Below are 404 nucleotides of genomic sequence, written 5' to 3'. Positions count from 1 at the left end.
CGCCAAGGGGCGGCTCGCCGAGGCCGTCGCGTCGGCCCACGGCGGTCCGGTGGTCTACCAGTTCGGTCCCGACTTCCGGCTCCCGATGGTCACCGCGGACGGCCGCGCGTACGACATGGCCACCGACAGCCGACTGGTCGTCATCCCCGGTGCCTCGCACTCCCGGCTGGTCTCGCAGCTGCTGTCCGACTCGAGCGGGCGATGCGAGGGCAACCCCAACGCGGTCACCGGCGACGGCACCCGGCAGAACGCCGAGCTCTACGGCCCGGTCGACGCCTGGCAACGGATGGGCTCGCCCGCCATCGCGATCAACGCCAACTTCTTCGACGTGCGGGCCCAGGGGGCCGGCGCCAACTGGTCGAAGAGCGGTTGCAGCTCTCCGATGGGCGCCTACTACGACGCGC

1 protein-coding gene is annotated in these 404 nt (G+C 72.0%); it reads left to right on the top strand.

Annotation, left to right across the window (positions count from 1 at the left end; translation table 11 throughout):
- A partial coding sequence (locus AC1DYG_RS20265) for a hypothetical protein (protein ID WP_477641633.1) occupies window positions 1-404 on the top strand: 404 nt, incomplete at both ends.

It is taken from the genome of Pedococcus sp. P1_H8 (genome assembly GCF_056405175.1).
This window is presented reverse-complemented; position numbering and strand designations above follow the sequence as displayed.